A 26541-nucleotide genomic window follows, 5' to 3' on the forward strand; every position below is an offset into this window, starting at 1 on the left:
GTTGACTTAAATGCTCGGGAATCGCATACTCGCACACATCCCGTAACTCCCGTGGTACCCATTAGCCATGCGACTGACTACCAAAGGCCGATACGCCGTCACTGCCATGCTCGACCTGGCATTGCACGCGCAGCATGGGCCGGTGTCTTTGGCCGACATTTCCGAGCGCCAGGGCATTTCCCTCTCTTATCTGGAACAGCTGTTCGCCAAGCTGCGCCGCAGCAGCCTGGTTTCCAGTGTGCGCGGTCCGGGCGGTGGCTACCAACTGTCGCGCGGCATGGAAACCATCCAGGTGGCCCAGGTCATCGACGCGGTCAACGAGTCGGTCGATGCCACCCGTTGCCAGGGCCTCGGGGATTGCCATGCCGGTGACACCTGCCTGACCCACCACCTGTGGTGCGACCTCAGCCAGCAGATTCACGAATTCCTCAGTGGCATCAGCCTGGCTGACCTTGTCATGCGCCGTGAGGTGCAGGAAGTCGCCCAGCGCCAGGACCTGCGGCGTGTCGCAGGCCGTACCGCCCAGCTGGACAAGATTGAGACGTCCGCCGTCGACTGACCGCTTAACAGTGACGAGCGACGCCACCGCCTGATAGGAGATACCCATGAAGTTGCCGATCTACCTCGATTACTCCGCTACCACGCCGGTCGACCCACGTGTCGCCCAGAAGATGGCCGACTGCCTGCTGGTCGACGGCAACTTCGGTAACCCGGCCTCGCGTTCCCACGTGTTCGGCTGGAAGGCCGAGGAAGCGGTCGAGAACGGCCGCCGCCAGGTTGCCGAGCTGATCAACGCCGACCCGCGCGAAATCGTCTGGACCAGCGGTGCCACCGAGTCCGACAACCTCGCCCTGAAAGGCGTGGCGCACTTCTATCAGACCAAGGGCAAGCACATCATCACCTCCAAGATCGAGCACAAGGCGGTCCTGGATACCGCTCGCCAGCTCGAGCGTGAAGGTTTCGAAGTCACCTACCTGGAACCGGGCGAAGACGGCATCGTCACCCCGGCCATGGTCGAAGCCGCCCTGCGCGACGACACCATCCTGGTCTCGCTGATGCATGTGAACAACGAAGTCGGCTCGATCAACGACATCGCCGCCATCGGTGAGCTGACCCGTTCACGCGGCGTGCTGTTCCATGTCGACGCCGCCCAGTCCGCCGGCAAGGTGGAAATCGACCTGCAGAAGCTGAAGGTCGACCTGATGTCGTTCTCGGCGCACAAGGTCTACGGCCCTAAAGGCATCGGCGCGCTGTACGTCAGCCGCAAGCCGCGCGTGCGTCTGGAAGCCATCATCCACGGCGGTGGCCATGAGCGCGGCATGCGTTCGGGTACCCTGCCGACCCACCAGATCGTCGGCATGGGCGAGGCCTTCGCCATCGCCAAGCAGGAAATGGCCGCCGAGAACGTGCGCATCAAGGCCCTGAGCGACCGCTTCTTCAAGCAGGTCTCGGACCTCGAAGAGCTGTACGTCAACGGCAGCAAGACTGCCCGCGTGCCGCACAACCTGAACCTGAGCTTCAACTACGTCGAAGGCGAGTCGCTGCTGATGTCGCTGAAGGACATCGCCGTATCGTCCGGTTCGGCCTGTACCTCCGCTTCGCTCGAGCCGTCGTATGTACTGCGCGCTCTGGGCCGCAACGACGAGCTGGCGCACAGCTCGATCCGCTTCTCCTTCGGCCGCTTCACCACCGAAGAAGAAGTCGACTACGCCGCGCAGCAAGTCTGCATGGCCGTCAACAAACTGCGTGAATTGTCGCCGCTGTGGGACATGTACAAAGACGGCGTTGACATCTCCAAGATCGAGTGGGCCGCCCACTAAGCAGTCGCCGGCAAGAGCGGCTCCCTGATGAGGAAGGAATTGCACCATGGCATACAGTGAAAAGGTCATCGACCACTACGAAAACCCACGCAACGTCGGCAAGATGAACGCCGAGGACCCGGATGTCGGCACCGGCATGGTCGGCGCCCCTGCGTGCGGTGACGTGATGCGTCTGCAGATCAAGGTCAATGAGCAAGGCATCATCGAAGACGCCAAGTTCAAGACTTACGGTTGCGGTTCGGCCATCGCTTCCAGCTCCCTCGCCACCGAGTGGATGAAGGGCAAGACCCTGGACGAAGCCGAAACCATCAAGAACACCCAGCTGGCGGAAGAACTGGCGTTGCCGCCGGTGAAGATCCACTGCTCGGTACTCGCCGAAGATGCCATCAAGGCAGCCGTTCGCGACTACAAGCAGAAGAAAGGCTTGATCTAAGCCGCCCGTTGCAAGGTAAGACTCAAGGAGTTCCGATGGCTATCAGCATGACAGAAGCCGCCGCCAACCACATTCGCCGCTCCCTCGACGGGCGCGGCAAGGGTGAAGGCATTCGCCTGGGCGTGCGCACCACCGGCTGCTCGGGCCTGGCCTACGTGCTGGAGTTCGTCGACGAGCTGGCCGCAGAGGACCAGGTGTTCGAGAACCATGGCGTCAAGGTGATCATCGATCCCAAGAGCCTGGTCTACCTCGATGGCACCGAGCTGGACTTCGTCAAGGAAGGGTTGAACGAAGGCTTCAAGTTCAACAACCCCAACGTGCGCGGTGAGTGTGGCTGCGGCGAAAGCTTCAACGTCTGAGGCTGGCCGTGGGTACTCCTTGTCATTTCGCTCTGTTTGACCTCCAGCCCTGCTTCCGCCTGGACCTCGACAAACTGGCCACTCGCTACCGCGAGCTGGCCCGCGAGGTCCATCCGGACCGCTTCGCCGACGCCTCCGAACGCGAACAGCGGGTAGCGCTGGAAAAATCGGCTGCGCTCAACGACGCCTACCAGACCCTGCGCAGTGCGCCGCGCCGTGCCCGCTACCTGCTGGCTATCGGTGGCCACGAAGTGCCCCAGGAAGTCACGGTCCATGACCCTGATTTCCTGATGCAGCAGATGCAATGGCGTGAAGAGCTCGAAGAGCTGCAGGACGAAGCCGACCTCGACGGCGTGGCCGTGTTCAAGAAGCGCCTGAAGGTAGCCCAGGACACGCTTAACGAGGATTTCGCCGCCTGCTGGGATGTGCCTGCCGAGCGCGACAAGGCCGAGCGCCTGATGCGCCGCATGCAGTTCCTCGACAAGCTCGCCCAAGAAGTGCGCCAACTGGAAGAGCGCCTCGACGATTAACCCGGTGTCGCCCGTGATGACGCCTAAGGTATTCAGATAAGCATGGCCCTACTGCAGATCGCCGAACCCGGTCAAAGCCCCCAGCCACACCAGCGCCGCCTGGCGGTGGGGATCGACCTGGGTACCACCAATTCTCTGGTCGCTGCCGTGCGCAGCGGTCGCAGCGAGCCCCTGCCTGATGCGCAGGGCAACGTCATTCTGCCGTCGGCAGTGCGTTACCTGGCCGACCACAGCGAAGTCGGCCTGGCTGCGCGCGAAGCCGCTTCCAGCGACCCGCTGAACACCGTGCTGTCGGTCAAGCGCCTGATGGGGCGTGGCCTGGCTGACGTCAAGCAGCTCGGCGAACAGCTGCCGTACCGCTTCATCGGCGGCGAGTCGCACATGCCGTTCATCGACACCATCCAGGGGCCGAAAAGCCCGGTGGAAGTGTCCGCCGACATCCTCAAAGTGCTGCGCGAGCGTGCCGAAGCCACCCTGGGTGGCGAGCTGGTGGGCGCGGTGATCACCGTGCCGGCCTATTTCGACGACGCCCAGCGCCAGGCTACCAAGGATGCCGCGCGCCTGGCCGGCCTGAGCGTGCTGCGCCTGCTCAACGAGCCGACCGCCGCGGCCGTGGCCTATGGCCTGGACCAGAACGCCGAAGGCCTGGTGGCCATCTATGACCTGGGTGGCGGCACCTTCGATATTTCCATCCTGCGCCTGACTGCCGGCGTGTTCGAAGTGCTGGCCACCGGTGGCGATACCGCGCTGGGTGGCGACGATTTCGACCACGCTATTGCTGGCTGGATCATCGAGCAGGCCGGCCTGTCCGCCGATCTCGATCCGGCCACCCAGCGTCAGCTGCTGCAGGCCGCCTGCGCTGCCAAGGAAGCCTTGACCGATGCCGACTCCGTCCGCGTCAGCCATGGCGCCTGGGCGGGCGAGCTGAGCCGCGCCGCCTTCGAGGCGATGATCGAGCCCCTGGTTGCCCGCAGCCTTAAGGCCTGCCGCCGCGCCGTGCGCGACAGTGGCGTCGAGCTGGAAGAGGTGGGCGCAGTGGTGATGGTCGGTGGTTCGACCCGCGTGCCGCGTGTTCGGGAAGCCGTGGGCGCGCTGTTTGGTCGCACCCCGCTGACCTCGATCGACCCCGACCAGGTAGTGGCCATTGGCGCCGCCATCCAGGCTGATACCTTGGCCGGCAACCGCCGCGAAGGTGGCGAACTGCTGCTGCTCGATGTCATCCCGCTGTCCCTGGGGCTCGAGACCATGGGTGGGCTGATGGAGAAGGTGATCCCGCGCAACACCACCATTCCGGTGGCCCGTGCCCAGGAATTCACCACCTACAAAGATGGCCAGTCGGCCATGATGATCCATGTCCTGCAGGGCGAGCGCGAGCTGATCAGCGACTGCCGCTCCCTGGCGCGCTTCGAGTTGCGCGGCATTCCGGCCATGGTGGCTGGCGCCGCCAAGATTCGCGTGACCTTCCAGGTCGACGCCGACGGCCTGCTCAGCGTTGCCGCCCGTGAACTGGGTTCGGGCGTGGAGGCCAGCATTCAGGTCAAGCCGTCCTACGGCCTGACCGACGGCGAGATCGCCCGCATGCTCAAGGACTCCTTCGAGCACGCCGGTTCCGACAAGCAGGCGCGCCAGCTGCGTGAGCACCAGGTTGACGGCGAACGCTTGCTCGAAGCGGTGCAGGGCGCCCTGGATGCCGACGGTGAGCGCCTGCTCAGCGAAGACGAGCGGGTCGCCATCGAGTATCAGATGCAAGAATTGCGTGATTTGCTCAGCGGCACCGATGGCGCAGCCATCGAGCAGCAGACCAAGCGTCTGTCGCAGGTGACCGATGCCTTTGCCGCCCGCCGCCTTGATTCGACGGTCAAAGCCGCACTGGCCGGGCGCAACCTGAATGAGATCGAGGAGTAACCGATGCCCCAGGTGATTTTCCTGCCGCACGAGAAGTTCTGCCCGGACGGGCTGGTGGTCGAGGTGGAGCCAGGCACCAACATCCTGGAGCTGGCCCACGAGCACCACATCGAGATGGAAAGCGCGTGCGGCGGTGTGTGCGCCTGCACCACCTGCCACTGCATCGTGCGCGAAGGCTTCGACTCGCTCGAGGAAGCCGACGAGCTGGAAGAGGATATGCTGGACAAGGCCTGGGGCCTGGAGGCGCAGTCGCGCCTGGCCTGCCAGGTGATCGTCGGTGAGGATGACCTCACCATCGAAATTCCTAAGTATTCGCTCAACCACGCTGCCGAAGCGCCGCACTGAGGTTTGCCCGATGAGCCTGAAATGGATTGATGTACTTGAGATCGCCATCCAGCTTGCGGAAAGCAAGCCGGACGTCGATCCTAGATATGTGAATTTCGTCGATCTGCACCGTTGGGTGCTGGCCCTGCCAGAGTTCAGCGACGATCCGTCACGTGGCGGTGAGAAAGTGCTCGAGGCCATCCAGGCGGCCTGGATCGAAGAAGCCGACTAAGCGTGACGCTGCAGGTTAGGCAATCCCCTGGAACCCGCGTATAATTCGCGGGTTTAATTTTTCGTAACACTCAATATTCTGGAGTTTTCCATGGCTGTTCAACGTACTTTCTCGATCATCAAGCCTGACGCCGTTGCCAAGAACGTCATCGGCAAGATCACTACCCGCTTCGAAGAAGCCGGCCTGAAAATCGTTGCCTCGAAAATCAAGCAACTGTCCAAAGCTGAAGCCGAAGGCTTCTACGCCGAGCACAAAGAGCGCGGCTTCTTCGCTGACCTGGTTGCCTTCATGACTTCCGGTCCGGTCGTTGTTCAGGTTCTGGAAGGCGAAAACGCCATCGCTCTGAACCGTGAGCTGATGGGCGCTACCAACCCGAAAGAAGCTGCTCCAGGCACCATCCGTGCTGACTTCGCCGAATCGATCGACGCCAACGCCGTTCACGGTTCGGACTCCGAAGCTGCTGCTGCTCGCGAAATCGCTTACTTCTTCGCTGCTACCGAGGTAACCACTCGCTAAGCGAAAGCTTACGGGTGAGGGTGAATCCATGACGACATCTACTGGCAAAATCAACCTGTTGGGGCTGACCCAGCCGGAAATGGAAAAGTTCTTCGACTCGATAGGGGAGAAGCGCTTCCGTGCCGGCCAGGTGATGAAATGGATTCACCATTTTGGCGTGTCCGACTTTGCGGCCATGACCAACGTAGGCAAGGTCTTGCGCGAAAAGCTCGAGGCCGTTGCCGAGATTCGCCCCCCGGAAGTGGTCAGTGAAGACATTTCCGCCGACGGCACCCGTAAGTGGGTGATCCGCGTTGCCTCCGGCAGCTGCGTCGAAACCGTCTACATCCCCACCGACGACCGCGGTACCCTCTGCGTCTCGTCGCAAGCCGGCTGCGCCCTGGACTGCAGTTTCTGCTCCACCGGCAAGCAAGGCTTCAACAGCAACCTCACCGCCGCCGAAGTGATCGGCCAGGTGTGGCTTGCGAACAAATCCTTCGGGACCGTCCCGGCCAAGATCGACCGCGCGATTACCAACGTGGTCATGATGGGCATGGGCGAGCCCTTGCTGAACTTCGACAACGTCATCGCCGCCATGCACATCATGATGGATGACCTGGGCTATGGCATTTCCAAGCGTCGCGTCACCCTGTCCACCTCGGGCGTAGTGCCGATGATCGACGAACTGGCCAAGCACATCGACGTGTCCCTGGCGCTGTCGCTGCATGCGCCGAACGACGAGCTGCGCAACCAGCTGGTGCCGATCAACAAGAAGTACCCGCTGAAGATGCTGCTGGAGTCGTGCATGGGCTACATGTCGACCCTGGGCGGCAAGCGCGTGCTGACCATCGAGTACACCCTGCTCAAGGACGTCAACGACCAGCCCGAGCATGCTGCGCAGATGATCGAGCTGCTGCGCGACGTACCGTGCAAGATCAACCTGATCCCATTCAACCCGTTCCCGCATTCGGGTTACGAGCGGCCGAGCAACAACGCCATCCGCCGCTTCCAGGACCTGCTGCACCACGGTGGTTTCAACGTTACCACCCGTACCACCCGTGGCGACGATATCGACGCCGCCTGTGGTCAGCTGGTCGGCCAGGTCAACGACCGCACCCGCCGCAGCGAGCGCTACATCGCCGTCCGCCAGCTGTCCGCTGACGCCGAGCTGCAAGACAGCGCCGTGCGTCACTGAGTCCGGCCTTGCCATGAGCCTGCGCGCCGCGCTGTCGATCCTTGCGCTTTTGCTGCTCGCCGGCTGCGTGTCGGGCGGCGCGAGCGATCCCCTGGCCAACCGCCAGGGGCGGGCAGACGCAGGGCGTGCCTACACGCAGCTTGGCCTGGGTTATTTGCAACAAGGTTTGACCCAGCAGGCCAAGGCCCCCTTGGCCAAGGCCCTGGCGCTGGATGCTGCGGATGCCGACGCTCACGCCGCCATGGCCCTGGTGTTCCAGGCAGAAGGCGAGCCAGCGCTTGCCCAGGTGCACTTTGAAAAAGCGCTTGCAGCCCGCCCGGGCGATACGCGAATTCGCAACAACTACGGCAGTTTCCTATATGCTCAGCAACGTTTCACCGAAGCCGAGCATATGTTTCGCCTGGCCAGTGCCGATACCCTGTATCCTGAGCGTTCGCGGGTGTACGAGAACCTTGGTCTGACGGCCCTGGAGCTCGACGATCGCGACCAGGCACAGGCGTATCTGACCAAGGCCCTGCAACTCAACCGACGCCAGCCCAGAGCGTTGCTGGAAATGGCTGAGTTGTCCTTCGAAAACAGGCATTATGTGCCGGCCCGGGATTACTACGATCGTTTCAGCCAATTGAGCGATCACAACGCCCGTAGCCTCTTGCTGGGCAGCCGCCTTGCCCGGGTATTTGGCGAGCAGGGCACCCTGGCCGATCTGGGCCAGCAATTACAACGACTTTATCCCGGTACGCCGGAATATCAGCAATACCTGTCGGAGCAACGATGAAAGCCGCGCATCCCGAAGTAGCAGCAGCGACTGGCCAGAACCCCGGTGAGCTGTTGCGCCAGGCCCGCGAGAAACGGGAGTGGTCGCAAGCCGAGGTGGCCCGCAAGCTCAACCTCACCGTAAGTTCGCTGAACCACGTGGAAACCGGCGCCTTCGACAAGCTGCCAGGGCATACGTTTGCGCGTGGTTACATTCGCGCCTACGCCAAATTGATGGACCTGGACCAGGCGCCGCTGGTCGAGGCCTTCGACCAATACACCGGTACCCATGCCAAGGGCAGTGAAGTGCACTCCCTGGGCCGTATCGAAGAGCCAGTGCGGCTGTCGCACAACATCATGCGCGGCGTCACCTTGCTGCTGCTGGTTGCAGTGGTCGGCGGCAGCTTCATCTGGTGGCAGGATCAGGGCAGCTTGAAAGGCAAGGACCTGGCCAAGATTGCGCTGGAGCACGTGGAAGTCGAAAGTGCCGACGGCACCACCCAGATTCACCCGCTGGACGAACCTGAAGACCAGGCAGTGACTGCGGTCCAGCAGCCGGAAAGCGCACCGCTGGCGCTGGAACAGGCACCCGCCGAGGGGGCCGACGAAGCCACCAGTGAGGCCGCCCCAGCCGCGACAACGCCAGCACCAGCTCCTGCGCCTGCTCAGGTGCAGCAGGCACCGGCCCATGCTGTCGCGTCCACCCCGGCCCCTGCGGCGCCTGTGGCTCCGTTAACGCCGGCCGCCCCGGTCGCCAGCGTGCCGGCCACCGCCGCTGAGCCCGCAGCGGCCGTGGCCGCCGGCAGCGCCAAGGTAGCAATCCAGTTCACCGCCGATTGCTGGACCCAGGTGTCCGATGGCAACGGCAAGGTGCTGTTCAGCGCGATCAAGCGCAAGGGGGATAACCTCGAGCTGACCGGCAAGCCGCCGTTCGCGGTCCGCCTGGGCTTTGCCCGTGGCGCCCAGGTCAGCTACAACGGCCAGGCCGTCGATGTGGCCCCATTCACCAGTGGCGAGACCGCTCGCCTGAAGTTGGGACAGTAAGTCATGCACGGCGAATCTCCGATCAAACGTCGCGAATCCCGCAAAATCTGGGTCGGCAATGTGCCGGTGGGTGGTGATGCCCCCATCGCGGTGCAGAGCATGACCAACACCGACACCAACGATGTGATGGCCACCGTGGCGCAGATCCAGCGCCTGGTCGATGCCGGCGTCGACATCGTCCGCGTCTCGGTCCCCGACATGGACGCCGCCGAGGCCTTCGGCAAGATCAAACAGCTGGTCAGTGTGCCGCTGGTTGCCGATATCCATTTCGACTACAAGATCGCCCTGCGCGTGGCCGAGCTTGGCGTCGATTGCCTGCGCATCAACCCGGGCAACATCGGCCGTGAAGACCGCGTGCGCGCGGTGGTCGACGCTGCTCGCGACCGGGGTATCCCGATCCGCATTGGCGTCAACGCCGGTTCGTTGGAAAAGGACCTGCAGAAGAAGTACGGCGAGCCGACCCCAGCCGCGCTGGTCGAGTCGGCCCTGCGTCACGTCGAGCACCTCGATCGTCTGGATTTCCAGGATTTCAAGGTCAGCGTCAAGGCCTCCGACGTGTTCATGGCCGTCGAAGCCTATCGTCTGTTGGCCAAGCAGATCATCCAGCCGCTGCACCTGGGGATCACCGAAGCCGGTGGCCTGCGCTCGGGGACAGTGAAATCTGCCGTCGGCCTCGGTATGCTGCTGGCCGAAGGCATTGGCGATACCATCCGTATCTCGCTGGCGGCCGACCCGGTCGAGGAAGTGAAGGTCGGCTACGACATCCTCAAGTCGCTGCACCTTCGTTCGCGGGGCATCAACTTCATCGCCTGCCCGAGCTGCTCGCGGCAGAACTTCGACGTGGTCAAGACCATGAACGAGCTCGAAGGGCGCCTGGAAGACTTGCTCGTGCCGCTGGACGTGGCGGTGATCGGTTGCGTGGTCAACGGCCCTGGCGAAGCCAAGGAGTCGCACGTGGGGTTGACAGGTGGTACGCCGAACCTGGTCTACATCGACGGCAAGCCGGCGCAGAAGCTGACCAATGACAACCTGGTCGATGAGCTGGAAAAGCTCATCCGCCAGAAAGCGGCCGAAAAGGTCGAGGCTGACGCGGCGCTGATCGCCCGCAGCTGACACACAGATTCGTAAGGACTTTTCGTGAGCAAATCGCTGCAAGCCATCCGTGGCATGAACGACATCCTGCCAGAGCAGTCGCCACTCTGGCGCTACTTCGAAGGCACCGTCGCCGGCCTGCTGGACACCTATGGGTACAGCCAGATCCGCACACCGATCGTCGAGTTCACCGAGCTGTTCAAGCGCTCCATTGGTGAAGTCACCGACATCGTCGAAAAAGAGATGTACACCTTCGAGGACCGCAACGGCGATTCGCTCACCCTGCGCCCTGAAGGCACCGCCGCCTGCGTGCGGGCTGTGCTGGAGCATGGCATCACCGGCAACGGCCAGGTGCAGAAGCTCTGGTACATCGGCCAGATGTTCCGTCACGAGCGTCCTCAGAAGGGCCGCTATCGGCAGTTCCACCAGATCGGTGTGGAAGTGTTCAACCTGGACGGTCCGGACATCGACGCCGAACTGATCATGCTGACCTGGCGCCTGTGGGGCCTGCTGGGCATCCAGGATGCGGTCAAGCTCGAACTCAACAGCCTGGGCACCAGCGAAGCCCGGGCCCGCTACCGCGACGCGCTGGTCGAGTTCCTCTCGGCGCGCCTGGAGCAGCTCGACGAAGACAGCCAGCGTCGCCTCAAGAGCAACCCGCTGCGCATCCTCGACAGCAAGGACCAGGGCACTCAGGCAGTGCTGGTCGGCGCGCCGAAGCTGGAAGATTATCTGGACGAAGATTCCCGCGTGCACTTCGAGGGCCTCAAGGCACGCCTCGACGCCGCTGGCATCCCGTTCGTGATCAACACCAAGCTGGTCCGTGGCCTGGACTACTACAGCAAGACCGTGTTCGAGTGGGTCACCGACAAGCTCGGCGCCCAGGGCACCGTCTGCGCCGGTGGCCGTTACGACGGCCTGGTCGAGCAGATGGGCGGCAAGCCGACCACTGGCGTTGGTTTCGCCATGGGCATCGAGCGCCTGATCCTGCTGCTGGAAACCCTTGGCAAGGTCCCCGAGTCGATCAACCGCACCATCGACGTCTACCTGTGCGCCTTCGGCGAGCAGGCGGAGCTGGCCGGCCTGCGCCTGTCCGAAGGCCTGCGCGATCGCCTGCCGGGCCTGCGCCTGGCGGTCAACGCCGGCGGGGGCAGCTTCAAGAGCCAGTTCAAGAAAGCCGACAAGAGCGGCGCACTGTTCGCCCTGATCCTCGGCGACGATGAATTGGCCAAGCAAGAAATCGGCTTGAAGCCCCTGCGTGGGCAGGGCGAACAACAGAACATTGCCTGGGATGCTCTGGCTGAGCACCTGGAGACCGCGATCGCTCAGGCGTAACGCGGTTCAACAAGCGAATAGGCGAAAAGGAGTATTGGGGTGTCGAGTACCGATGATGAACTGGCAGGGGTCAAGGACTGGTGGAACCGCAACGGCAAGCCGCTGCTGACCGGTGCCCTGCTGGCTGGCGTGGTGGTGTTGGGTTGGAATACCTGGCACAAGTACCAGAACAACCAGTCGCAAGGTGCCTCGCAGCTGTATCAGGCCCTGCTTGAGACCAGCCTGACGCCGAATGGCCAGCCAGACGCAACCAAGGTTGCGGAGCTGGCCGGCAAGCTCAAGAGCGAGTTCGGTGGTACCGCGTACGCCCAGTACGGCAGCCTGTTCGTGGCCAAGGTCGCGGTCGAAAGCGGCAAGCTCGACGACGCGGCTGCCGAGCTGAAAAGCGTGCTGGACAAGCCGGCCGATGTCACCCTGGGCGAAATCTCGCGCCAGCGCCTGGCTCGCGTGCTTGCCGCCCAGAACAAGGCCGAAGAAGCCCTCAAGCTGCTCGACGGTGATGCCGACAAGGCATTCCTGGCCAGCCGCGAGGAACTGAAAGGTGACCTGCTGGTGCAGTTGGGTCGTGGCGACGATGCCCACAGTGCCTACGAGAAAGCCAAGGCCGCGCTGTCTGATGAAGCAGCAGTCGGTGGCCTGCAACTGAAGCTGGATGACCTGGCCAAAGGGGACGCGTAAGTGATCGGTTGGAAACAAGCAGCAGTGCTGACCCTGGCCGTGCTGGCCGCAGGTTGCAGCAGCAACAGCAAGAAGGAACTGCCTCCGGCCGAGCTGACCAAGTTCACCGAGGAAGTGGTGCTGAAGAAGCAGTGGAGCCGTTCGATCGGTGACGGCCAGGGTGAAACCTACAATACCCTGGTTCCGGCGATCGAGAACGACCGCATCTACGCCTCCGACGTCAACGGCGAAGTCTTCGCCCTCGACCGCATCACCGGTGACGTGGTGTGGAAGAAGGACCTCGAGCTGCCGGTTTCCGGCGCTGTCGGCGTGGGCTACGGCCTGGTGATGCTCGGCACCCTCAAGGGTGAAGTCATCGCCCTGGATTCCAGCACCGGTGAAGAGCGCTGGCGCTCCCGTGTCACCAGTGAAGTGCTGGCCCCGCCTGCCAACAACGGCGACGTTGTGGTGGTGCAGACCCAGGACGACCGCCTGATTGGCCTGGATGCCGCTACTGGCGACCGCCGCTGGATCTACGAGAACACACCGGCCGTACTGACCCTGCGTGGTACCGGCGCGCCGATCGCCACCAACCGTCTGGCCGTCGTCGGCCTGTCCACCGGCAAGGTGGTGGCGGTGGACATCAACAACGGCGTGCCGGTTTGGGAGAGCCGTGTGGCCATCCCGCAGGGCCGTTCCGAGCTGGATCGCGTGGTCGATATCGACGGCGGCCTGCTGCTGTCCGGTGGTACCCTGTACGTCAGCACCTACCAGGGCCGCGTTGCTGGCCTGGACCTGGAAAGCGGCCGTGTGCTGTGGCAGCGCGATGCCTCCAGCTACGTGGGTGTCGCCCAGGGGTACGGCAACGTCTATGTCAGCGAAGCCAGCGGTACCGTTGAAAGTGTCGACGAGCGTTCTTCCAGCGCGCTGTGGACCAACGATTCCATGGCTCGCCGCCAGTTGACCGCACCTGAAGTGTTCTCCAGCTATGTGGCTGTGGGGGACTTCGAGGGTTACCTGCACCTGCTGAGCCAGGTCGATGGCCGCTTTGTCGGCCGTGAGCGTATCGACAGCGATGGCCTGCGCGCCCGCCCACTTGTGGTCGGCGACACCATCTATGTCTTCGGCAACAGTGGCAAGCTCGAGGCACTGACCATCCGCTGAAGCTATGCTTGAAGCCCTGGCGGGCTTCAGGCTGCGGCGTAGGAAACGCCGCCCGAACTCCGGCCGCTGCCTTGCAGCGGCCTTTGCATTTTCAAGAATTCAAGAGTGGAGAGCCGCATGGTTCCCGTAATCGCCCTGGTGGGCCGCCCGAACGTCGGCAAATCCACCATGTTCAACCGCCTGACCAAGACCCGCGATGCCATCGTCGGTGACTTGTCGGGCCTGACCCGTGATCGCCAGTACGGTGATGCCACCTGGCAGGGTCGTTCCTTCATCCTAATCGACACCGGCGGTATCACCGGTGACGAAGTGGGCATGGACGAGAAGATGGCCGAGCAGTCGCTGATGGCCATCGAGGAAGCCGACTACGTGCTGTTCCTGGTCGACGCCCGCGCCGGCATGACCGCCGCCGACCAGATGATTGCCGAGCACCTGCGCAAGCGCAACAAGTCGGCCATCCTGGTCGCCAACAAGATCGACAACATCGACGCCGACGTCGCCCGCGCCGAGTTCTCGCCGCTGGGCATGGGCAATGCCATTCCGGTAGCCGGCTCCCAGGGTCGTGGCATCAACGCGCTGATGGAGGCGGTACTCGGCCACATCCCGCGTGACCAGGTCGAGGAAGCGCTGGACGCCGAGGTCGCCGAAGGCGAGGAAGCAGTCCGCATTCCAGGCCCGAGCGAGAAGGATGGCATCAAGATCGCCATCATCGGCCGCCCGAACGTGGGCAAGTCGACCCTGGTCAACCGCATGCTCGGCGAAGAGCGCGTGGTGGTCTACGACCAGCCGGGCACCACCCGCGACAGTATCTACATCCCGTTCGAGCGTGATGACGAGAAGTACACCTTCATCGACACCGCCGGCGTGCGCAAGCGCGGCAAGATCCACGAGGAAGTCGAAAAGTTCTCGGTGGTGAAGACCCTGCAGGCGATCAAGGACGCCAACGTGGTGATCTTTGTCATGGACGCCCGCGAAGGTGTGGTCGACCATGATCTCAACCTGCTGGGCTTCGCCCTGGAAGCCGGCCGCGCCATCGTCATCGCCCTGAACAAGTGGGATGGCATGGAGTCGGGCGAGCGCGACTACGTGAAGACCGAGCTGGAGCGCCGGCTGTTCTTCGTCGATTTCGCCGATATCCACTTCATCTCGGCCCTGCACGGCACCGGCGTCGGCCACCTGTACAAGTCGGTACAAGCCGCGTTCAAGTCAGCGGTCACCCGCTGGCCGACCAGCCGCCTGACGCAGATCCTCGAAGATGCCGTGAGCGAGCACCAGCCACCGCTGGTCAATGGCCGCCGCATCAAGCTGCGCTATGCCCACCTCGGTGGTGCCAACCCGCCGCTGATCGTGATCCACGGCAACCAGACCGACAAGATTCCAAAGTCGTACTCGCGTTACCTGGAAAACACCTACCGCCGCGTGCTGAAGCTGGTCGGTACGCCGATCCGCATCGAGTACAAGGGCGGTGAGAACCCCTACGAGGGCAAGAAGAACACCCTCACCGATCGCCAGGTCAACAAGAAGCGCCGCCTGATGTCGCACCACAAGAAGGCCGAGAAGAAGCGCCGCGACAAGCGCTGATTCCGCGTCTGCCTCTTCGCGTCGAACCGCCGCGAAGAGGCCCGTTGATCCAGCGCAATACCCTCATTGTTTCAACCTTTTTCCTGACCGCTCGATCCGCTATGCTCGGACTCCACCCCGTGCCGGATACACCCCAGGAAAGAGGGCTCCATGATCCGCAGCAAACTGCCGAATGTCGGCACGACCATCTTCACCACCATGTCCCAGCTCGCCGTGCAGACCGGCGCGCTCAACCTGTCCCAAGGCTTCCCCGACTTCAATGGCCCGCAGGCGCTGCTCGATGCCGTCGGCCGCCATGTCGCCGCGGGGCATAACCAGTATTCGCCGATGACCGGCCTGCCGGCCCTGCGCCAGCAGGTAGCGGCCAAGGTCGCGCGGCTGTATGGCACGCAAGTGGATGCCGATCAGGAGGTGACCATCACCCCGGGCGCCACCGAGGCAATTTTCTGCGCCATCCAGGCCGTGATCCACGCCGGTGACGAGGTGATCGTCTTCGACCCTTGCTACGACAGCTACGAGCCGTCGGTGGAACTGGCGGGCGGTCGCTGCGTGCATGTGCAACTGAGCGACGGCGACTTTCGCATCGACTGGCAGAAGTTCAGCGATGCCCTGAGCCCGCGCACGCGCATGGTCATTCTCAATTCGCCGCACAACCCCAGTGGCGCGCTGATCAGCCGCGAAGACCTTGACCAACTGGCCAGTCTGATCGCCGATCGCGACATCTACCTGGTCAGTGACGAAGTCTACGAGCACCTGGTCTACGATGGCGTGCGCCATGCCAGCGTACTGGCTCATGAGCAGCTGTACCCACGGGCGTTCGTCGTCAGCTCGTTTGGCAAGACCTACCACGTCACCGGTTGGAAGACCGGCTACGTGATTGCGCCGCCGGCCTTGAGCGCCGAGCTGCGCAAGGTGCATCAATACGTCAATTTCTGCGGCGTGACACCGCTGCAATGTGCACTGGCCGACTTCATGGCCGAGCACCCTGAGCACATAGACGAGCTGCCGGCGTTCTACCAGGCCAAGCGCGACCTGTTCTGCGACCTGCTAGAGGGCTCGCGTTTCAGCTTTACCCGCACCGCGGGCACCTATTTCCAGCTGGTGGACTATTCGCAGATCCGCCCGGACCTGAACGATGTCGATATGGCCCTGTGGCTCACCCGTGAGCACGGCGTGGCGACGATCCCGGTGTCGGTGTTCTACCAGCAACCCATCCCCGAGCAACGCCTGGTGCGCCTGTGCTTTGCCAAACGTGAGGAGACGCTGCGTCAGGCAGCGGAAAAACTATGCGCGATCTGAGTGCACTGCCCAACCTGAAAGTCGCCTTGGTCCAGACCACGCTGGCCTGGCATGACCGTGAGGCCAACCATGCGCATTTCGAGGTGCTGCTGGACCAGGCCCACGGCAGCGACCTGGTGGTCCTGCCCGAGATGTTCACCACGGGTTTTTCCATGCAGTCGCAAACCCTGTGCGAGCCTGAGAACGGCCCGACCTACAAATGGCTCAAGGCCCAGGCCAAGCGCATCGACGCGGTGATCACCGGCAGCGTGATCATCCAGGCCGCCGACGGCAGCCACCGCAACCGCTTGCTGTGGGCGCGGCCGGACGGCGAGATCCTGCATTACGACAAGCGTCACCTGTTCCGCATGGCCGGCGAGCACAAGCACTACACGCCGGGTGAGCGCCAGGTGCAGTTCGAGGTCAAGGGTTGGCGGGTGCGCCCGCTTATCTGCTATGACCTGCGCTTCCCGGTGTGGAGCTGTGATGCCCAGGACACTGACCTGCTGCTGTATACCGCCAACTGGCCGGCAGCGCGGCGCCAGCACTGGAACCGCCTGCTGCCGGCGCGGGGCATCGAGAACCTGTGCTACGTGGCGGCGGTGAACCGGGTGGGCACGGACGGCAAGGGCTTTGCCTATTCCGGTGACAGCCAGGTGCTGGACTTCCAGGGTGAGAGCCTGCTCAGTGCCGGGGAGGCGGACGGTGTGTTCACTGCGGTGTTGAGCGCGGCTGAGCTAGCGGCGTATCGGACCAAGTTCCCCGCCAACCTCGATGCCGATACCTTCGAACTGCATTGATAGCCTGTACCGGCCTCTTCGCGGGTTTACCCGCGAAGAGGCCGGTGCTGGTTACATCAATATCTAATCAGTAAACATCCCGGCGATACCGCCCATCCTCGATCAGCTGCTGTATCGCCTCTTCCCCGAGGATACCGTTGAGCGCTGCATCCACCCCCGCAGCCATGCCTTGCAGGCTGCCGCAGACATACACACAAGCCCCGTCAGCCACCCAGCGCTTGAATTCCTCGGCGTGCTGCAGCAGTACATCCTGCACGTAGACCTTCTCTGCCTGATCCCGCGAGAACGCCAGGTCCAGCCGCGCCAGGTCGCCGTTGTCGAGCCAGGCCTGCAGCTCTGCGCCACACAACAGGTCATGCGCGCGGTTGCGCTCGCCGAACAGCAGCCAGTTGCGTTGCTCGCCAGCATTGATCCGCGCCCGCATCAGGCTGCGCAAGCCGGCCAGGCCGGTGCCGTTGCCGATCAGGATCATCGGTGCGGGCGTTTCCGGCAGGTGGAAACCACTGTTGCGGCGCAGGCGCAGGCTCAAGCTGCCGCCCTGCGGCAAGTACTCGGTCAGCCAGCCGGAACCCAGGCCGAGGCTGCCGTCGGCATGGCGCTCCTGGCGCACGATCAGCTCCAGCACGCCATCGCTGGCGATGGAGGCGATCGAGTACTCGCGGCTGCCGATCGGTACCAATGCATCGATCAGCGCCTGTGGGTGCAGACCGAGCAGGTGATCGCGACGGCTGGGCAACTGGCGGCCAGCCAGCGCCTGCTTCAACGTTTGCTGAAGGCCATTGACGTGCACGATGGCCTCGGCATCCAGTGCCATGCCGTCGAGAAACGCATCGATCCGTGGCTGGCCATTGAGCGGCAGGATCTCCACCAGGTCACCGGCTTCCCAGCTCGCGGGTTGTTCGGGGCGCAGCCCCAGCAGGTAGACCGGTTGGCCTTGGCTGTCAGGGTTGAGCAGCGCGCGTTGCACCAGCGTCCAGTTGCCGAAACTCGGTGGCTGCCAGGCGCTGACAGGCTGGGCACCGGTCAGTTGCGCCAGTTCCTGTTGCCACTGCTGCAAGGCGGCCCGGTCGGCGTTGTCCACTTCCACCGGGCTGAATGCGCTGCTGGCGCCGCGTTCGCCAAGCCACGCCTGCAGGCGCCGGGCGAAGCCACAGAAGTGCGGATACTGGCGGTCGCCCAAGGCGAGCAAGGCATAGTTGAGGTGGTTCAGTGCCCAGGGTTGGCCAAGGACTTTGCGTTCGAAGCCGCGGGCGCTGTCGGGCGCTTCGCCGTCACCGAAGGTGCTGACCACGAACAGGGCGCGGCGGGCCTGACGCAGGTCGTGTTCACCCACATCGGCCAAGGCACGCACCTGTACCGGCAAGCCGGCGTGCTGCAGTTGCCCGGCGCTCTGCCAGGCCAGTTGCTCGGCAAAGCCGCTCTGACTGGCGAAGCCGATCAGCCAGCTGTCGCCGCTGGCCTGGCTGCTGTCTACGGTACCGCGAGCGGCACGTACCTGGCGCTTCTTGCGGCGGCGGTCGAGGTACAGCAGCCAGCCGGTGACGAAGAACAGCGGCATGGTCAGGCTGACCAGGGTGACGATGACGCGACCCGGCAGGCCGAAGTATTCGCCAACGTGCAGGGCGTAGACGCTCTGCAGCAACTGGGCCTTGAAGGACTTGTCGCTGTAGCGGTCCTGGCTTTTCACCAGGCCAGTGGCCGGGTCGAGCACCAAGGTGTTGAAGGCGCGCGGGTGGGGGGCGCCTTCGAGCAGGTAGAACAGGTTGGCCGGCTGGCCACCGGCCGGCGGCAGGCGCAGGTTGTACATGGCCAGGCCCGGGCCGGCGGCGTCCTTCAGGTTGGCCCAGATGGCGTCGTAGTCGACCACCAGCGGCGGCGCGTTCTTGTCGACCTTGGGCGGCCCATGGCGGCCACGGCCTTCGCCACGCTTTTGTTGCTGCCCGGCAGCGGGTTGGTCAGCCAGCAGTTTGTTCAGGCCCGAGCGGTACCATTCGTAGGACCAGAACAGCCCGGTCAGCGCGAACAGGAGGTAGAACAGCAGGCACCAGGTACCGGCCACGGCGTGCAGGTCCCAGTTGAAGGCGCGGCCTTTCTTGGCCCAGTCCAGGGTAAGCCAGGTGCGCCAGTTCAGCGCCTTGCGCGGCCAGCGCAGGTACAGCCCGGACAGGCAGAAGAACACCAGCATCAGGGTACAGGCCCCGGTGATCTGCCGGCCAGTGTCGCCCATTGCGAGGAAGCGGTGCAGGGTCAGCATCAGGTTGAAGAAGCCTTGCCCGGCCGCGTCACCCTTGAGTTCGCCGGTATACGGGTCGGCATAGCGCAGGGCGCCGCGGCGCTCGCCCGGTGGCGGAGTGAAAAACACCCGCGCGGCGTTGCCTTCGCGCACGTCGACCCACAGCATCGACACCTTGTCGCCTTGCTCGGCCTCGACCCGGCGCACCAGTTCGCCCATCGGCAGCACGCCCTCGGCGCGTACCTCGACCTTGAGCACATCGGCGTTGAAGGCGCGCAACAGCTCTTCCTGGAACGAGTACAGCGCTCCGGTAATGCCCATCAATGCCAGCACCAGCCCGGCGGTGATGCCAAACAGCCAGTGCAGTTGGAACAGCGTCTTCTTCACCACATACATCACCTTGTGTTGCTGCCGCGGACCGCAGGGCGAGCATTATGCCTTGATACGCAAAAGCCCCGCTCACAGGTATGAACGGGGCTCGGCGGTGTTTCGTCAGAAGTGGACGCTGGTGGTCAACAATGCAGTCCGCCCGGCCGCCTGGTTGGCGAAGTGGGTGGAGAAGGCCTTGTCGTAGTACACCTCGTTGGTCAGGTTCTGCACGTTCAACTGCAGGTCGACGTTCTTGGTCAACTTGTAAGCGGCCATGGCGTCGTAGCGGACATAGCTGTCGACCATGGTGGTGTTGGCCACGCTGCCGTACACGTCATCCACATAGAAGGCGCCGCCACCGACGGTCAGCTTCGGCGTGATCGAGTAGGTTGTCCACAGGCTGGCGCTGTTGTTCGGCGTGTTCGGCAGCTGGTTGCCGTCGTTGGCCGCGCCCAGCGGGCCGCCGTCGATCTGGCGTGCCTCCATGTAGGTGTAGCCGGCGAATACTTGCCACTTGTCGGTGATCTTGCCGCTGGCCGACAGTTCGATACCCTGCACACGGGTTTCGCCGACGTTCTCGTAGGTGGTGGTGTTGACCTGCACGCGCGCGTTTTCTTTCTCGGTGCGGAACAGTGCCGCGGCCAGGGACAGGCGCTCGTCGAGCAGGTCCCACTTGGTGCCGATTTCGTAGTTGGTGGTTTCTTCCGGCTCCATGTCGCTGCTCAGCAGGTTGCCGCTGCGATCGGTGGTGTTGCCCAGCGGGTTGCCTTCCATGCCTTCGCCGAGCATCGCACCGGGTGGCGTGGCGGAGGTGGCGTAGGACACGTAGATACTGCCGTTGTCGGCCGGCTTCCACACCAGGCCCAGCTGGCCGGTGACGAACTCGCTGGTGTCCTTGCCCTTGGAGGCGATGCCCTTGCTGTTCACTACAGTACTGCCGTCGGCGTTGTAGCCACGGTACTGGGTGTCGAAGTGGTCGTAGCGCAGGCCCATGTTCAGCAGCCACTGTGGCGACAGTTCGAGGGTATCGAACACATAGATGGCCCGGGTGTTGCTCTTGGTGTTGGTGCCGGCGTAGTTGCGCGAGATTGCACCGTTCCACGGGTCACCCGGGTTCGGGTTGCCCAGCGAGGTGCAGTTGTAGCCGCTGGTAGCGCCGATCATGCCCGGGGTGCAGTTAGTGTTTGCGGCGCCACCTGGGACGGTGTCAGTGTCAACGTTGTAGGTTTCACGCTCGCTTTCTTCACGGCTCAGCTCGATACCGGTGGAGAAGCTGTTCTTCAGGCCGCCCAGGTAGAACTCACCAAACAGGTCGGTCTGGTTGGTGGTGGTGGAGGTGTTGCCGACACGGGTGTTGGCGCGGCGCCAGACGCTGCCATTGTTGACGTTGCCCTTGCTGTCGTCGGGTTGGGTCAGGATGTAATCCTGCATGCTGTTGCCGTGACGGAAGGTGTTCTTGATGGTCAGCGCATCGGTCAGGTCGTGCTCGATGGCAAAGGTGGCGATATCGACACGGCTCTTGCGGAAGTCACGATCGGTCAGGCCATAGAAGTTGTCGCTGTCGCCACCATCGTTCGGCTTGCTCGGGTGAGCAGAAGTACGCGCGGCGCTGCCAGCGGTCGGAATGCTGTACGGAATACCCGAGTCCGGCAGGTCGTCGCTTTCCAGGTGGTAGTAATCGAGGTTGACGCGAGTCGCGGTGCCCAGGCCGAAGGCCAGCGACGGGGCGATACCCCAGCGGTCGTAATTAACCTTGTCACGGCCGGCGACGTTGCTTTCGTGGGTCATCAGGTTCAGGCGGCCGGCAACGGTATCGCTGAACTGGTAGTTGCCATCGAAGGTGTAACGCTGGGTCTGGTCGCTGCCCCAGGTCCAGGCGCCGTCGAGCGAGTTGCCCAGGTGTGCGCGCTTGCTCACCAGGTTGATGGTGCCGCCGGCGGCGCCGCGGCCGCCAATGGCCGAGTTCGGGCCCTTGGCCACTTCGACCGATTCGATGGCAAAGATTTCGCGGGTCTGGGCGCCCGTGTCACGCACGCCGTCCAGGTAGGTGTCACCCTGGGCGTCGAAGCCGCGGATGAACGGGCGGTCGCCTTGCGGGTTGCCGCCTTCGCCGGCACCGAAGGTGATGCCGGGCACGGTGCGCAGCGCGTCCTGCAGGGTCAGGGCGTTGGTGTCCTTGATCACTTGCTGTGGGATCACGGTGACCGAGCGCGGGGTGTCTACCAGCGGGGCGGTGTACTTCTGCGAGGAGGCCTTTTCCACCTTGTAATCGGTGCTGGCCTGCTCAGCCTTGCCATTGACACTGGTGGCGTCGAGGGTGATGGCGTTGCTGGCGGCTGGATCGGCGGCATAGGCGCCGGAAGCGCTGAAGGCGACACCGATGGCTGTGACGATCAGGCGTGGTGAGCTCACTGCAGATGGTACGTGACGCATTGTTGTAGGCCTTCCCCAAGGTGTGAAGGCCGCGGATGTTAATGTAAGGATTTGTAAGGAACAATTGAGACTCGTTACCATTCGCCATAAATTTACAATCTTTACATATTCTCTTTACGGTTTATGGACGCTGAATCGTCTAAGGCATGCCAAGGGCTTTGCATCGCAAAAGGGAATCAATATCATTGGCGCATTACTGATCTTAACGGTGCCGCCGCCATGCTGCTTCATATCCCAGGGTTGTTCGACGCCGATGAGCTGGCGCGTATCCGCGAGGCGCTGGCGCAGACCGACTGGGCCGATGGCAAGGTCACGGCCGGCTACCAGTCCGCCAAAGCCAAGCACAACCTGCAACTGCCGGAAGGGCACCCGCTGGCCAAGGAAATCGGCAGTGCCCTGATCGATCGCTTGTGGCAGACCCCGCGTTTCATGTCGGCGGCCTTGCCGCACAAGGTGTTCCCGCCGCTGATCAACTGCTACCGAGAAGGCGGCAACTTTGGGTTCCACATCGACAACGCCCTGCGCCAGCCCAAGGGCAGCCCGGAGAGGGTGCGCACCGACCTGTCCTCGACCCTGTTCCTCAGCGAACCGGACAGTTACGACGGCGGCGAACTGGTGATTCAGGACACCTACGGTGAGCAGCAGGTCAAGCTGGCGGCCGGTGACCTGGTGCTCTACCCGGGCACCAGCCTGCACAAGGTCAACCCGGTAACCCGTGGGGTGCGCTACGCGGCGTTCTTCTGGACCCAGAGCCTGGTGCGCGAGGACAGCCAGCGTGCGCTGCTGTTCGAGATGGACAATGCCATCCAGCAACTGACCGCCGATGTGCCGGACCACCCGTCCTTGCTGCAGCTGACCGGCGCCTACCACAACCTGCTGCGCCGCTGGGCCGAGGTCTGAGCCGTGTCCTATCAGCTGCGTCGTGAAGAAGTGGTGGATGCTGCCGGCCTGCAGGCGATGCTCGAACACAGCCCCGGCAAGGCAGCCCAGGCGATCCTGGCGGCGGCGGGGGAGGGCATGGTCGAGGCACAGTTGCTGCTCGGGCAGATTCTGCTCGACGGCCGTGGTATCGCGCAGGATGCTGGTGTCGCCCGGCGCTGGTTCGGCATTGCCGCCCAGGGCGGCAGTGCCATGGCGCACAACATGCTCGGTCGCTGCCTGGAGCATGGCTGGGGGGGCGAGGTGAACCTGCCGCAGTCGGCCATCCACTATGCCCGTGCCGCCGATGCCGGGCTGGATTGGGGGCTGTACAACCTTGGTAACCTGCTGGCCACCGGGCGTGGGTTGCCAGCCAACCAGGCCCAGGCGCTGCACTGCTACGAGAAGGCCGCGCAGATGGGCCATGCCAAGTCGATGAACCTGTACGGGCGCTACCTGGAGCATGGCATTGCCACCGCGCCGAGCCCGGTGCGGGCGGTGCGCTGGTATCGGCGCTCGGCCGAAGCAGGGGATTTCCGCGGCATGTTCAGTCTGGCGATGGTGCTGGCCGAGCGGGGAGACATGGCAGAGGCCGGGGCTTGGCTGGAGCGCGCACGGGTTGAGGGTAACCTGAACTTTTTGCGCACTGCCTTGGTGACCTTGCAGGGAGCAGGGCCTGTGATGACGGCGTTTGCGCAGCAATATGCCGAAGAGATCGAGCGGCGCGGGGAGTAATCAGGGGCCTGGCCTTCATGGGAGCCGTTCCAGGTTCTCCCCGGGGTGACGACGGAGCAGAGTCGCACGGCACCGCGCAAGCCAAACGGCTGCGATTGCCTTGCTATTCATCTCCGGGAGGTCACCATGACGACAATCAATCTGCAGCAATCATTTACAGCGAGGCTGGAGGGGCAGGATGGCAGTAAACAGAGAGTGCCGATCTTGCTGATCGAGCGGCAATTGCTCGAGGTGGACAGTTCCGGATGGCTCTGTCTGCCGCCTGACGATACCCTTTCGCTGAATTTCCTGCCAGCCACGCTACGCTTCGACTTCCTTGGCCAGCATGGCGACAGCGGCCATTACCGGGTCAGTTGCGCGACTAGGAACTCGCATTATTTCAAGCGGCATCTGGACTGCAGCAGCAAGGGTTACCTGGGCTTCTACGGTTCGGTGGCGAGTGACGTGTTCTGGAAAATCGATGTGGTCGACCGTTCCGCGAGCGGCGGGGCGCCGGTGTTCACCCTGAGTGATCACAGGGGGCGGGCAGTTGGCTCACTGACGGACAGCAGCTTGGTTCAGGGTAAGGTGACTTATCTGGCGGCATCGGATTCGAAGATGAACGCCCAGCAGTTTACCTTGGCTGACTATCAGCCGATCTGACACCAATCGAGCGCCGCCAGGGCGGCGCTCGATGGCACATGCTCTACAGATGCTTACAGGTAGTAAGCCTTCAGCGGCGGGAAGCCGTTGAATTCCACTGCGCTGTAGCTGGTGGTGTAGGCACCGGTCGACAGCCAGTACAGGCGATCACCGATGGCCAGGTTCAACGGCAGGCCGTACTTGTAGTTTTCGTACATGATGTCGGCGCTGTCGCAGGTCGGGCCGGCGATGACCACTTCTTCGGCTTCGCCTTTCTTTTCGGTCCAGATCGGGAACTTGATGGCTTCGTCCATGGTTTCGATCAGGCCGGAGAACTTGCCCACGTCGGTGTAGATCCAGCGCTCGACGGCGGTGCGCGACTTGCGTGCGACCAGCACCACTTCGCTGACCAGGATACCGGCGTTGGCGATCAGCGAACGGCCTGGCTCGAGGATGATTTCCGGCAGGTCGTCACCGAAGTCTTCCTTGAGGAAGCGGATGATCTCCTCGGCGTAGGTCTCGAGGCTGTTGGTACGGGTGATGTAGTTGGCCGGGAAGCCGCCACCCATGTTGATCAGCTTCAGCTCGATGCCGTCTTCTTCCTTCAGGCGCTCGAAGATCACCTTGACCTTGGCGATGGCCGCATCCCACACGCTGATGTCGCGCTGTTGCGAACCGACATGGAAGGAGATGCCGTAAGGCACGAGGCCCAGGTCACGGGCGAGGATCAGCAGGTCCATGGCCATGTCGGTCTGGCAGCCGAATTTGCGCGACAGTGGCCAGTCGGCCGTGGTCGAGCCTTCGGTGAGGATACGCACGTAGACCTTCGAACCCGGTGCGGCCTTGGCGATGTTGCGCAGGTCGGCTTCCGAGTCGGTGGCATACAGGCGCACGCCCTTCTCGTAGAAGTAGCGGATGTCCTTGGACTTCTTGATGGTGTTGCCGTAGCTGATGCGGTCGGCGCTGACACCACGGCCCATGACCTTGTCCAGCTCGTAGATCGAGGCGATGTCGAAGCTCGAGCCTTTCTCCTTGAGCAGGTCGATGATTTCGACGGCCGGGTTGGCCTTGACCGCGTAGTACACCTTGGCGAATTCGAAACCAGCGCGCAGGTCGTCATAGGCCTGGCTGATCATCTGGGTGTCGATGAGTACGAACGGGGTTTCCTGCTTGTCGGCGAACGCCTTCATTTTCTGAAAGGTGTCACGCGCGAAATAGTCTTCGACCTGGATCGACATGCTCAGGGACTCCATGGGCAAACTGAATGATTAAGTGGCTGCAAACTGAACGTCCTCCGTATCCCCACTTTGGTTCGCCTACTCAGTACTTGAGCCGGATGGATCGTTTCCAGCATGGACGTTCGGCGCGCACTTTAGGGCGTGAAGAATGCAGAATCAACAGGCAATCCGGGGCCGATCGTCGTGGATCGACGCCCTGGCCGTTGAATAGCCGACACACGTGACCCGCTGATGTTCCCGCGGGTGTTTCAGGCGTAAAAAATTGTGGAATAGACCGCATTGACCCCTTTGCGGCTAAACCCGCTCCTACAGGGTTTTCGCAATTCGTATGGGGGCGGGCTTACCCGCGAAGGGGCCTGTGGTGTTCATATTTATGGCCACATTTCCCTGGCACTGCCGTGCATGAAAAACGCCATAAATTTTTTGTTACCGTCGGGCAGATTTGCCGTTATGGATGAGAAACATTACTATTCGCACCCTGATCCGCCTCCCTGACGACCCTGAACGTGTCCGTACACAAAGGCTTCCTCGACCACTACCATGAGCTGATCGGCACCTGGACGCGCAAGTTGCGCAGTCGTCAGCAGGCCGAGGACCTCACGCACGATGCCTTCGTCCGGGTGCTGGAAAACCCGCGCGAACAGGTCGAGCAGCCCCGTGCCTACCTGCATCAGACCGCCCGCAACATCGCCGTGGACGGCTTTCGTCGCGAAGACCGGCGCCAGAGCCTGGCGCTGGAGGCCTTCGATGAAGGCGTGGCCACCAGCGACGATCCGGAAGCCTACGTCCATGCCCTGGAACTGGCCGACAGCGTCGAGCGGGCGCTGGCCGAGTTGCCGCTCAATTGCCGCCGGGTGTTCATCTGGCAGAAGCTCGAGGGCTTGAGCCAGGCCGAGATCGCCGAGCGCATGGGTTTGAGCAGGAACATGGTCGAAAAGTATATGATTCGCACGCTCCGACATCTGCGTGAGCACTTGGATGTGTCAGCACGATGAGT

26 protein-coding genes are annotated in these 26541 nt (G+C 63.1%); 23 read left to right on the forward strand and 3 right to left on the reverse strand.

Translation table 11 applies throughout. The annotated features are described in order from the left end of the window. Window positions 1-67: 67 nt before the first annotated feature. From iscR to ACQKPS_RS08695, 19 genes are all read left to right on the forward strand, one after another. Window positions 68-559, forward strand: a complete 492-nt coding sequence (gene iscR, locus ACQKPS_RS08605) for a Fe-S cluster assembly transcriptional regulator IscR (protein WP_008092572.1) — start codon at window positions 68-70, stop codon at window positions 557-559. A 46-nt stretch (window positions 560-605) separates the two neighbouring features. Next, the gene (locus tag ACQKPS_RS08610) at window positions 606-1820 is read left to right on the forward strand and encodes an IscS subfamily cysteine desulfurase (protein WP_027920282.1); all 1215 of its coding nucleotides are present in this window, start codon (window positions 606-608) and stop codon (window positions 1818-1820) included. Window positions 1821-1866: 46 nt separating this feature from the next. Further along, window positions 1867-2253 (forward strand): Fe-S cluster assembly scaffold IscU, encoded by a 387-nt coding sequence (iscU, locus tag ACQKPS_RS08615; RefSeq protein ID WP_007929523.1) that lies wholly within the window; start codon window positions 1867-1869, stop codon window positions 2251-2253. A 35-nt stretch (window positions 2254-2288) separates the two neighbouring features. After that, on the forward strand, window positions 2289-2612 hold the full coding sequence (iscA, locus tag ACQKPS_RS08620; RefSeq protein ID WP_023630636.1) for an iron-sulfur cluster assembly protein IscA: 324 nt from the start codon (window positions 2289-2291) through the stop codon (window positions 2610-2612). 8 nt (window positions 2613-2620) lie between these two features. After that, window positions 2621-3142, forward strand: a complete 522-nt coding sequence (gene hscB, locus ACQKPS_RS08625) for a co-chaperone HscB (protein WP_176510063.1) — start codon at window positions 2621-2623, stop codon at window positions 3140-3142. A 42-nt stretch (window positions 3143-3184) separates the two neighbouring features. Then, window positions 3185-5047, forward strand: a complete 1863-nt coding sequence (hscA, locus tag ACQKPS_RS08630; protein ID WP_427603634.1) for a Fe-S protein assembly chaperone HscA — start codon at window positions 3185-3187, stop codon at window positions 5045-5047. Between the two features lie 3 nt (window positions 5048-5050). After that, a complete protein-coding gene (gene fdx / locus ACQKPS_RS08635; RefSeq protein ID WP_054887566.1) occupies window positions 5051-5392 on the forward strand; it encodes an ISC system 2Fe-2S type ferredoxin in 342 nt (113 codons plus the stop codon). A gap of 10 nt (window positions 5393-5402) precedes the next feature. Beyond that, window positions 5403-5603, forward strand: a complete 201-nt coding sequence (iscX, locus tag ACQKPS_RS08640) for a Fe-S cluster assembly protein IscX (protein ID WP_023382209.1) — start codon at window positions 5403-5405, stop codon at window positions 5601-5603. Between the two features lie 90 nt (window positions 5604-5693). Further along, window positions 5694-6119, forward strand: a complete 426-nt coding sequence (gene ndk / locus ACQKPS_RS08645; RefSeq protein ID WP_054887567.1) for a nucleoside-diphosphate kinase — start codon at window positions 5694-5696, stop codon at window positions 6117-6119. Window positions 6120-6147: 28 nt separating this feature from the next. Continuing rightward, complete coding sequence (rlmN, locus tag ACQKPS_RS08650) at window positions 6148-7293, forward strand: 23S rRNA (adenine(2503)-C(2))-methyltransferase RlmN (protein WP_054887568.1); 1146 nt, start codon at window positions 6148-6150, stop codon at window positions 7291-7293. Window positions 7294-7306: 13 nt separating this feature from the next. Beyond that, on the forward strand, window positions 7307-8068 hold the full coding sequence (pilW, locus tag ACQKPS_RS08655) for a type IV pilus biogenesis/stability protein PilW (protein ID WP_427603637.1): 762 nt from the start codon (window positions 7307-7309) through the stop codon (window positions 8066-8068). Next, a complete protein-coding gene (locus ACQKPS_RS08660) occupies window positions 8065-9090 on the forward strand; it encodes a RodZ domain-containing protein (RefSeq protein ID WP_427603638.1) in 1026 nt (341 codons plus the stop codon). The genes pilW and ACQKPS_RS08660 overlap by 4 nt, the downstream gene beginning before the upstream one ends. A gap of 3 nt (window positions 9091-9093) precedes the next feature. Beyond that, window positions 9094-10203, forward strand: a complete 1110-nt coding sequence (ispG, locus tag ACQKPS_RS08665; protein WP_027920273.1) for a flavodoxin-dependent (E)-4-hydroxy-3-methylbut-2-enyl-diphosphate synthase — start codon at window positions 9094-9096, stop codon at window positions 10201-10203. 24 nt (window positions 10204-10227) lie between these two features. Next, window positions 10228-11517 (forward strand): histidine--tRNA ligase, encoded by a 1290-nt coding sequence (gene hisS, locus ACQKPS_RS08670; protein WP_085673698.1) that lies wholly within the window; start codon window positions 10228-10230, stop codon window positions 11515-11517. Between the two features lie 39 nt (window positions 11518-11556). Then, on the forward strand, window positions 11557-12195 hold the full coding sequence (locus ACQKPS_RS08675; protein WP_085673696.1) for a tetratricopeptide repeat protein: 639 nt from the start codon (window positions 11557-11559) through the stop codon (window positions 12193-12195). Then, window positions 12196-13338 carry an outer membrane protein assembly factor BamB gene (bamB, locus tag ACQKPS_RS08680; RefSeq protein WP_427603640.1) on the forward strand — a complete coding sequence of 381 codons (1143 nt, stop codon included), beginning with the start codon at window positions 12196-12198 and terminating at the stop codon, window positions 13336-13338. Between the two features lie 117 nt (window positions 13339-13455). After that, window positions 13456-14919 (forward strand): ribosome biogenesis GTPase Der, encoded by a 1464-nt coding sequence (gene der, locus ACQKPS_RS08685; RefSeq protein WP_054887575.1) that lies wholly within the window; start codon window positions 13456-13458, stop codon window positions 14917-14919. Window positions 14920-15069: 150 nt separating this feature from the next. Then, window positions 15070-16218, forward strand: coding sequence for a pyridoxal phosphate-dependent aminotransferase (locus ACQKPS_RS08690; protein ID WP_427603642.1), 1149 nt, complete (start codon window positions 15070-15072; stop codon window positions 16216-16218). Then, window positions 16206-16997 carry an amidohydrolase gene (locus ACQKPS_RS08695; RefSeq protein WP_254483326.1) on the forward strand — a complete coding sequence of 264 codons (792 nt, stop codon included), beginning with the start codon at window positions 16206-16208 and terminating at the stop codon, window positions 16995-16997. The genes ACQKPS_RS08690 and ACQKPS_RS08695 overlap by 13 nt, the downstream gene beginning before the upstream one ends. Before the next feature lie 67 nt (window positions 16998-17064). Here the strand turns inward: ACQKPS_RS08695 and ACQKPS_RS08700 are convergent, their stop codons facing one another. Next, a complete protein-coding gene (locus ACQKPS_RS08700; protein ID WP_427603644.1) occupies window positions 17065-19620 on the reverse strand; it encodes a PepSY domain-containing protein in 2556 nt (851 codons plus the stop codon). 102 nt (window positions 19621-19722) lie between these two features. Next, on the reverse strand, window positions 19723-22032 hold the full coding sequence (locus ACQKPS_RS08705; RefSeq protein WP_427603646.1) for a TonB-dependent receptor: 2310 nt from the start codon (window positions 22030-22032) through the stop codon (window positions 19723-19725). Window positions 22033-22251: 219 nt separating this feature from the next. Between ACQKPS_RS08705 and ACQKPS_RS08710 the strand changes: the two genes are divergently transcribed. From ACQKPS_RS08710 to ACQKPS_RS08720, 3 genes are all read left to right on the forward strand, one after another. Beyond that, window positions 22252-22932, forward strand: a complete 681-nt coding sequence (locus ACQKPS_RS08710) for a Fe2+-dependent dioxygenase (RefSeq protein WP_427603648.1) — start codon at window positions 22252-22254, stop codon at window positions 22930-22932. Window positions 22933-22935: 3 nt separating this feature from the next. After that, the gene (locus ACQKPS_RS08715) at window positions 22936-23685 is read left to right on the forward strand and encodes a tetratricopeptide repeat protein (protein WP_254483330.1); all 750 of its coding nucleotides are present in this window, start codon (window positions 22936-22938) and stop codon (window positions 23683-23685) included. Window positions 23686-23811: 126 nt separating this feature from the next. Next, window positions 23812-24327, forward strand: coding sequence for a hypothetical protein (locus tag ACQKPS_RS08720; RefSeq protein ID WP_254483331.1), 516 nt, complete (start codon window positions 23812-23814; stop codon window positions 24325-24327). Window positions 24328-24380: 53 nt separating this feature from the next. Here the strand turns inward: ACQKPS_RS08720 and ACQKPS_RS08725 are convergent, their stop codons facing one another. After that, the gene (locus ACQKPS_RS08725) at window positions 24381-25544 is read right to left on the reverse strand and encodes a type III PLP-dependent enzyme (protein ID WP_054887581.1); all 1164 of its coding nucleotides are present in this window, start codon (window positions 25542-25544) and stop codon (window positions 24381-24383) included. A gap of 506 nt (window positions 25545-26050) precedes the next feature. Here ACQKPS_RS08725 and ACQKPS_RS08730 point away from each other — a divergent pair. Beyond that, window positions 26051-26539 (forward strand): sigma-70 family RNA polymerase sigma factor, encoded by a 489-nt coding sequence (locus tag ACQKPS_RS08730; protein WP_254483332.1) that lies wholly within the window; start codon window positions 26051-26053, stop codon window positions 26537-26539. Window positions 26540-26541 lie beyond the last annotated feature (2 nt).

The organism is Pseudomonas sp. NPDC086566 (assembly GCF_050280885.1).
GTDB classification, from domain to species: domain Bacteria; phylum Pseudomonadota; class Gammaproteobacteria; order Pseudomonadales; family Pseudomonadaceae; genus Aquipseudomonas; species Aquipseudomonas vlassakiae.